This is a genomic window from Kitasatospora sp. NPDC034035 (assembly GCF_055575755.1).
Genome location: NZ_JBVISA010000001.1, coordinates 264,617 through 271,851, shown reverse-complemented (window position 1 = coordinate 271,851; position 7,235 = coordinate 264,617). Strand labels below are relative to the sequence as shown.

The following is a 7,235-nucleotide window of genomic DNA, read 5'->3' as shown; positions in this document are numbered from 1 at the left end:
CGGGGCGAAGTCGGGGGGGGGCATGGGGGGCACCCCTCCCCTTGGAAGGCCCCCCCCCCCGCCCGTGCCGGGGGCGACGGTCCTGGCCGGGGCGGCCCCGGCCGGCGCGGGCGCGGGTCTGTCACGGCGCCCGGGTGTCGGCTGCGGGCGGCTCGGGCTCGTCGTCGTCCTCCCCCTTGGCCCGGACGTCCGGCGGTGTGGGGGCGGTGATGTTCCGCTGCTCCGAGGACCGCTCGCGCGTCTCGTCGTCGACCTGCGGGGTTTCGTTCGCCTCGGGAACGCTCATGGCAATCGTCCTTCCGTCAACGTGTCGGCCAGGGTGGCCTCCACCAGGGTGGCCTTCAGTGGTGCGGTGACCGCCGGGCTCAGGGCTCAGACCTCCTCCTCCTCCATGCCGATGGCCTTTTCGAGTGCGCTGCGGGCATCGCCCGGGTCCTTCCCGTCGGCCTGCCGCAGCAGGGCGGTGGCAATGGCGTCGAGTTTGCGCTGAACGGCGTGCTCCGCTCGGCGTTCGGCGTTCTTGAGCAGGGTCAGGAGCAGGAGGTTCAGCGCGGTCATGGTGTCCCCGACCAGGATCTGCCACTCCAGGGCCAGGCCGGCGGCGTGCACCGCCACGAAGGCCAGCACCAGGAGCACGCAGGCCGCGTAGAAGGCCGGGGAGCTGGTGAGGTTGGAGGCCGCCTCCGCCAACCGTTCGAACCGGCCCCGGCCCGTACGGCTGCGCTCGGATGGATGCTGGAAGGCCATGACGCCGTTCCCGTCGCCGGACCGGTCAGGACGCCGGGCGCGGCCGGCGACGCGGCGGCACCCTTCGCGCACCGCCCTGGGGGATCCCGTTCACGGCTGCCTCCTCGTCCCGTGCTGTGTTCTGCTGTCCCGTGCTGCGTCCGCTGTCGCTTCGCGCGTGCCCGGCCCACGGCGGAGCAATCCGTGCCGACGACCGGAGATCCGCGGGTGTCGGCCCGCGCGGCGGGGGCAGACGCCGGATGTGAACCCGATCGAACGAGCCCTGCGGGGCGTGGACGGTTTCCAGCAACGCCACCGGGCTTCCGGCGTGGTGGTAGGCGTCGTACGCAAGTACGGGGACGACCGCGGCGGGCTGCTGTCCGCCCTGATCACGTACTACGGCTTCGTCGCCCTGATCCCCCTGCTGCTCCTGCTCAGCACCGTGCTCGGATTCGTCCTGCACGGCCATCCCGGCGCCCAGCGCTCGGTCGTGGACTCCGCGCTCGCCGACTTCCCGATCATCGGCGACCAACTGCGCCAGAACGTCCACTCCCTCCAGGGCAGTGGCCTGGCCCTGCTCATCGGCGCGCTCGGAATGCTGTACGGGGCGCTCGGCATCGCGCAGGTCCTCCAGCACGCCATGGCCGAGGTCTGGAACATCCCCGGGGTGCAGCGGCCCGGCTACTTGCCCCGGCTGGCGCGCAGCCTGCTGCTGTTCGCCGTGCTGGGCACCGGGCTGGTACTGGGCACGGCGGCCGCCTCGCTGCTCGGCACCGCCCTGGGCGGGGTGCCCGCCCGGATCGGGGGCCTGATCGTCTCGGCGCTGCTGAACACCGCCCTGTGCCTGGCCTGCTTCCGGGTGCTCACCCCACGCGAGGTCCCCACCCGGGCACTGTGGCCCGGCTGCGCGCTCGCCGGGCCGCTGTTCACCGCCCTCCAGGCCAGCGGCTCACTCCTGGTCACCCACGAGCTGCGCCACGCGAGCCAGATCTACGGCTTCTTCGCGACCGTGATCGGTCTGCTCTTCTGGCTCTACCTGGCCGCCCAGGTCACCGTGTACGCGGCCGAGACCAACGTCGTGCTCGCCCGCCGGCTCTGGCCGCGCAGCCTGCTGCAGCCGCCGCTCACGGACGCCGACGAGGCGGTCCTGTCCTCCGTCGCCCGGCAGGAGGAACGCCGCCCCGAACAGCACGTCGACGTGTCCTTCCAGGAGGAGGAAGGGCCCGAGGGCGACGGGAAAGAGCCCGGAGACGGGAAGAAGTCGGGGGGCGGGAAGAAGTCGGGCGGCGGCGGCCGGGGCCGGGGGGACGGATGACCGGCCTCCCGGCCCTCAGACCTCGAGAACGGACCCCTCACCGGTGAGGCTCACTGGTGAGGGGTCGATTCCTTCCGCGTTCCCGGGCGGTCAGCCCTCCAGCGCGTCGGCGATGCGGCGCAGCACACCACCGGAGGTCGGTCGGCGCGGTGCGGTCTCGCGCACGGCCTGCATCCGCTCGCCGATCTCCCGCAGCTCATTGCGGCCGAGGGCGGCCCGGACCTTCGGGAACCAGTCGTCCTCTTCCTCTTCGATGTGCCGCTCGACGGCGTCGATCAGGACGGCGGTCTTGGCGTCGTAGCCGTCGTCGTCGGGGGCCATCCGGCTCAGCTCCTCGCAGAGCAGGTCGGCGACGTGGTGTTCCTCCTTGGCACGGTCCATGGTCTCGGCGAGCCCGGGCACCTCCTTGCGGATCCTGGGGTAGACCAGCTCGTCCTCCAGGTAGGTGTGGACGGTCAGCGCCTCGACGATCTGCTCGACCTTCTCGTGCCGCGCCTGCGCGCCGCCGTCGCCGTCGCCCTGGACGAGTCCCCGGTACTCGCGGAACAGGCGGCGGACTTCCTTGTGGTCCTCCCGCAGCAGGACGATGGCATCGTTCGACATCGTGTGTCTCCTTGTCGATGGTCTTCCCCCATCGCCCGGGCGTGTCCCCGGACGGCTCCCGGCCAAACGCGGCCCGGCGACGGGGGCAGCGCCCGCCCCGGACCGTTCCTCCGCGTTGCGGTCAGTGCTCGCCGTGGCCGCCGTAGCGCTTCTGCCACTCCCGGGCGCGGGCGTTGTGCCATTCCACGCCCTGCACCGCCTGGTGTTCGGACAGGCCGCTCAGTCGGGCGACCACGCTGATCGGGACGGGCTCGTCGCTGTCCGCGATGGCTCGGCAGACCTTGCCGGCCCACTGCTCCTCCTGGACGAAGGGGCGGTGGCGGTAGTCCTCGATCAGGGCGGCCAGGTGGTCGACCGAGCAGGCCATGAGGATGCGTTTGCCGTCCAGGTCCGGGTCAGTGGGGTGCAGCGCGGAGGAATCCGGCACCAGGGCGCCGAGCAGGTCGGCGTTGGCGACGGCCAGTCCGCAGTGGTCGCACAGGTCCAACTGGTCCGCGTCGTCGCCGGCGGGATCGCCGGTCGGTGGTCCGATGTCCTCCATGCCGCCGCGCCTACCCCGCGTGGCCGAGGCCAACCGGGCCGGTGTGGGCGGCGGCCCGGGAAGCGGCTCGTCGGTCCCCGGGTGTCGCGCACACCCGTGCGGCTCCGCCCCTGGGGACGGAGCCGCACGGGATGCTGCCGCACGGGACGGAGCCGGGATCAGCCGGGGCTGATCCGCCCCCGCCAGCCGCCTTCCTCCTGGCCGCGGTGCTCGATGAACTCCTTGAACCGCTTCAGGTCCCCCTTGACCCGCCGGTCGACCGCACCCATCGCGGAGCCGGCCTTCTCGACCATGCCCTCGGGCCGGAAGTCGATGGCCATGTTGATCCGGGTGCGCCCCTCGTCGAGCCGCTGGAACGTCACCACGCCCTTCTGCTCGACCTCGCCGTCCGTGGTGCGCCAGGCGATCCGCTCGTCGGGCAGCTGGTCGACGATCTCGGTGTCGAACTCGCGGCTGACGCCGCCGATGCTGGTGCGCCAGTGGTTGTGCCGGTCGTCCAGCTGGGTCACCGCTTGGACGCCCTCCATGAAGCGCGGGAACTCCTCGAACTGGGTCCACTGGTTGTAGGCGGTGTGCAGCGGGACGTCGACGTCGACCGATTCCTTCACGATGCTCATCCGTGGCCTCCTCGCTGGTACGGGCCGGGTCATTTCCCGGCCGACCGCGCGTCTGCCCGGAGGGCCCCGGTGTAACCGTCCCGGCCCCGGTCGGGTCCGGGAGGGCCGAGAGGGCCGAGAGGGCCGAGAGGGCCGGGACGGTGGTCAGCCCGCCAGGATCGCGACCGGGTCCCCCAGGCCGCCGACCCGGCCCGGCCTGCCCCGCGCGGCTACCCTGATCGGCTCATGACACCACCCGGCTGACACCACCCGGCTCCGGGGTTTGGCCGGCCCGTGCCCGGCTAGCCGCTCGGTATGGACACCTCACCCCTGCACACCCACCGCTGGTCCCGTCGGCTGCGCCGCGCCCTGGAGGCGCCGGAGCACTGGGACTTCCTCGACGCCCCGGCCCAGCCGCTCGCCGACGCGGCCGAGGCACTCCCGCTCGGGCCGTACCGCGACGCCCTGCACGGTGTGTGGCTCGGCCATCCGCTCCACCCGGCGCTGGTCCAGCTCCCCCTGGGCTGCTGGACGTCCGCCGCCCTGCTGGACTTCACCCCGGGCGGGCGCCGGTCGGCGGGCACCCTGGTGGCGGCCGGGCTGCTGGCCGCCGGACCCGCCGCGCTCGCCGGCTGGGTGGACTGGGCGCGGCTCGATCCGCCGCGCCGCCGCACCGGCCTGGTGCACGCGCTCTCCAACACCACCGGGGTACTGCTCTACGCCGGGTCGCTGCTGGCACGCTGCCGGGGGCACCGCGTCCGCGGCCGGGCGCTCGGCCTGGCCGGGCTGAGCGCCGTCTCGGCCGGGGCCGCGCTCGGCGCGCACCTGTCCTACCGGCAGGCCGCCGGACCGGACCGGGCCGCCGCCGTCCCCCGGTTGGCGCCGGCCGACTGGGTCGGCCTCGGCCCGCTGGAGGACTTCCCGGCCGACCGGGCCGTCCGCCGGACCGCCGGTGAGCTGGCCGTGGTCGTGGTCCGGGACGGCGAGAGCTGCCACGTGCTGGCCGAGCGCTGCGCCCACCTGTCCGGGCCGCTGTCCGAGGGCACCGTCGCCGACGGCTGCCTGCGCTGCCCGTGGCACGGCAGCGAGTTCCGGCTGCGGGACGGCCAGGTGGTGCACGGTCCGGCCACCGCGCCGCAGCCGGTGCTGGAGACCCGGGTGCTCTCGGGGCACCTGGAGGTGCGGCTGCCGGGGGCAGGGTGACCGGCGCCGGTTGGCTGGGGCAGGTGACTGGCGCCGGTTGGTTGGGGCCGGTTGACCAGGGCTGATTGGCTGGAGCCGGTTGACCGCGTCACCGGGCGGCGTTTCGCGCCCACGACCGGGGGGCAGCCGCCCGGGGAGCACGCCTGGAGGAAACGACCGCCGTCGTCCGATGGCCCGACCCGCGCCGCCGCGCCTGCCCGGGCCTGACGGTGCGGACGAAACGACCGGAAAGACACTCGTCATGCTGGTGCTTCGACCACCCGGGGTCTATCCCCCGCAGGGGGACACCCGGCTGCTGGCCCGGTGCGTGCGCCGGGAGCATCTGGACGCCTCCGGGCGGGTGCTCGACCTCTGCACCGGAACGGGGGCGGTCGCGCTGGTGGCCGCGCGGACGGGGGCGCAGGTCACCGCGGTGGACCTGTCCGCCCGCTCCGTCGCGACCGCCTGGCTGAACAGCCGCCTGCACCACCTCCGTATCCGGCTGCGCCGGGGCGATCTGCTGGCCCCGGTGGCCGGTGGGCGGTTCGACCTGATCACCGCCAATCCCCCGTACGTCCCCGTCGATCCCGCCGCGGGCGCGGCCGGCCGGGGCGCCGCGCTGGCCTGGGACGCCGGGCCGGACGGGCGGCTCGTCCTGGACCGGATCTGCCGGACGGCCCCCGGCCTGCTCGCCACCGGCGGTGTGCTGCTGCTCGTGCAGTCCTCGCTCGCGGACGTCCCCGCCACCCTCGCGCTGCTGCGCGCGGCGGGGCTGCGCGTGCACGTGGCGGCCCGGCGGCGGCAGCGGTTCGGGCCGGTGATGACCGCACGGGCCGCGCTGTTCGAGCGGCGCGGGCTGATCCGGCCGGGTGAGCGCGAGGAGGAGCTGGTGGTGGTGCGCGGTGTCCGCGAACGCTGACCGGGACGCGACCAGGGTGGTCGTCGTGCCGGGCGGTCCCCTGCTGGTCGAGGGCCCGGTGGAGGTGGTCCTGCCGGACGGCACGGTCCGGGTCTCCGAGCGCCCCGTGGTGGCGCTGTGCGCCTGCCGCCGGAGCCGGATCTACCCGTTCTGCGACACCAGCCACCGCAGGCGCGGCCGGCCGGGGCGGGGCTCAGGACGGACCGGCGGCCAGGGCGGGGCCGTCGGGCAGGGCGGGGCCGTCGGGCAGGGGTGAGCGGAGGGAGGTCCGCCCGGCCCGCCAGCAGTCGAGCAGGTGGTCCGCGAAGCGGCCGTCCACGACCGCGGCGGCGGCGATGCCGAACGCCACGTCCTTCGCCGACTCCGGCTCCGCGGCGACCAGTTCCTCGATGACCCCGCGCCGCACCAACTGCTCGTGGACGGCGTCCGCCTCGACGTGCTCGCGGTAGAAGAGGGTGCCGTCCGGGCCGCCGCCGAGCCGTTCGAGCGCCGCGGCCAGCCGGGCCGATCCGGGCGAGGAGGTGATCTCGATGGTGGCGAACTGCCCGACCGCCGCGAAGCGCAGGGCCCGGTGCAGGCCGAGGAGCGTCATCAGGTTGACCACCGCCAGGGTCGGCGCGGGAACCAGGTCCAGGTAGTGCCGGTAGCCGGGGTCCAGGCCGAAGGCCGTCATCATCCGGGCGAACAGCAGGGCGTGCGCCCGTTCGGGCCGTCCGGCGCCGTACTCGTCGTACAGGATCGCCATCAGCGCCGCCTGCGCGGGGCCGTGGATCCTCGGCAGCATCCACAGCTGCGGGTCCGCCTCCTTGAGGTGGTACAGCGAGCGGTGCACCAGGTACTCGCGGGCGTGCCGGAGTTCGCCCTCGGCCAGCAGGAAGTGCGAGGGACCGGTGCCGTCTGGGGGATCCGTCAGCGCCCGCTCCAGCGCCTCCCCCAGCGGCGGGACGGGGTCCGCCTCCGCGCGCACCTCGGCGAGGAACGGCCGTTCCAACGAGCGTCGCAGCGAGAGGAGTTCGGGGTCCCACTCCCAGCCGGGGTCGACGCCCGGCAGGCCCCGGTCGTGGAGTTCGTAGCAGAGGTGGAGAGCGAGCTGGTGGTCCTCGCCCCAGGGGTGGGTGAAGGGCCCGGGCGGCGCGAGCAGGCGTCCGGCGCCGGGCGCTCCCGCGCCCGCCAGCGCGAGCACCGCCGCCGACAGGGGCCCGCGCGGGGCGGGCGGGCCGCCCGTCGCCGCCGGGTGGTCGCCGAACCGTACGTCCCGCTGCCGCCCGTCCATGCCCTTCGCCTCCATACGCTTCGCCTCCATACGCTCCGCCTCCATACCCTCCGCCTCGTCGCCGCGCAGTACTCCGGGTC

Annotated in this window: 10 protein-coding genes; 4 read left to right on the top strand and 6 right to left on the bottom strand. The window is 74.6% G+C overall.

Features of this window, described 5'->3' with window-relative positions; genetic code table 11:
• Positions 1–121 precede the first annotated feature (121 nt).
• Together ACZ52J_RS01190 and ACZ52J_RS01185 are read right to left on the bottom strand one after the other, a co-directional pair.
• Positions 122–286: a hypothetical protein gene (locus tag ACZ52J_RS01190; protein ID WP_465614931.1), complete on the bottom strand. Its 165-nt coding sequence runs from the start codon at positions 284–286 to the stop codon at positions 122–124.
• Positions 287–372: 86 nt separating this feature from the next.
• Positions 373–747 carry a low affinity iron permease family protein gene (locus ACZ52J_RS01185; protein WP_465614930.1) on the bottom strand — a complete coding sequence of 125 codons (375 nt, stop codon included), beginning with the start codon at positions 745–747 and terminating at the stop codon, positions 373–375.
• 241 nt (positions 748–988) lie between these two features.
• Here ACZ52J_RS01185 and ACZ52J_RS01180 point away from each other — a divergent pair, with 241 nt between their 5' ends.
• Complete coding sequence (locus ACZ52J_RS01180) at positions 989–2,041, top strand: YihY/virulence factor BrkB family protein (RefSeq protein ID WP_465614929.1); 1,053 nt, start codon at positions 989–991, stop codon at positions 2,039–2,041.
• A gap of 90 nt (positions 2,042–2,131) precedes the next feature.
• Here the strand turns inward: ACZ52J_RS01180 and ACZ52J_RS01175 are convergent, their stop codons facing one another.
• The 3 genes from ACZ52J_RS01175 to ACZ52J_RS01165 all read right to left on the bottom strand — a co-directional run bounded on the left by ACZ52J_RS01175 (position 2,132) and on the right by ACZ52J_RS01165 (position 3,802).
• Positions 2,132–2,644 carry a hemerythrin domain-containing protein gene (locus tag ACZ52J_RS01175; RefSeq protein WP_465614928.1) on the bottom strand — a complete coding sequence of 171 codons (513 nt, stop codon included), beginning with the start codon at positions 2,642–2,644 and terminating at the stop codon, positions 2,132–2,134.
• A gap of 121 nt (positions 2,645–2,765) precedes the next feature.
• On the bottom strand, positions 2,766–3,185 hold the full coding sequence (locus tag ACZ52J_RS01170) for a hypothetical protein (RefSeq protein WP_465614927.1): 420 nt from the start codon (positions 3,183–3,185) through the stop codon (positions 2,766–2,768).
• A gap of 158 nt (positions 3,186–3,343) precedes the next feature.
• On the bottom strand, positions 3,344–3,802 hold the full coding sequence (locus tag ACZ52J_RS01165) for an SRPBCC family protein (protein ID WP_360510051.1): 459 nt from the start codon (positions 3,800–3,802) through the stop codon (positions 3,344–3,346).
• A 294-nt stretch (positions 3,803–4,096) separates the two neighbouring features.
• On the opposite strand from ACZ52J_RS01165, the gene ACZ52J_RS01160 reads away from it, so the two are divergent.
• The 3 genes from ACZ52J_RS01160 to ACZ52J_RS01150 all read left to right on the top strand — a co-directional run bounded on the left by ACZ52J_RS01160 (position 4,097) and on the right by ACZ52J_RS01150 (position 6,138).
• The gene (locus tag ACZ52J_RS01160) at positions 4,097–4,984 is read left to right on the top strand and encodes a Rieske (2Fe-2S) protein (protein WP_465614926.1); all 888 of its coding nucleotides are present in this window, start codon (positions 4,097–4,099) and stop codon (positions 4,982–4,984) included.
• Between the two features lie 241 nt (positions 4,985–5,225).
• Positions 5,226–5,882 (top strand): HemK2/MTQ2 family protein methyltransferase, encoded by a 657-nt coding sequence (locus tag ACZ52J_RS01155; protein WP_465614925.1) that lies wholly within the window; start codon positions 5,226–5,228, stop codon positions 5,880–5,882.
• Entirely contained in the window at positions 5,866–6,138 is a 273-nt protein-coding gene (locus ACZ52J_RS01150; protein ID WP_360510048.1) for a CDGSH iron-sulfur domain-containing protein, read from the top strand. Before ACZ52J_RS01155 ends, ACZ52J_RS01150 begins: the two co-directional genes overlap by 17 nt.
• Here the strand turns inward: ACZ52J_RS01150 and ACZ52J_RS01145 are convergent.
• The gene (locus ACZ52J_RS01145; protein ID WP_465615282.1) at positions 6,076–7,155 is read right to left on the bottom strand and encodes an iron-containing redox enzyme family protein; all 1,080 of its coding nucleotides are present in this window, start codon (positions 7,153–7,155) and stop codon (positions 6,076–6,078) included. The two genes, ACZ52J_RS01150 and ACZ52J_RS01145, sit on opposite strands and share 63 nt — an antisense overlap.
• Positions 7,156–7,235: the final 80 nt, after the last annotated feature.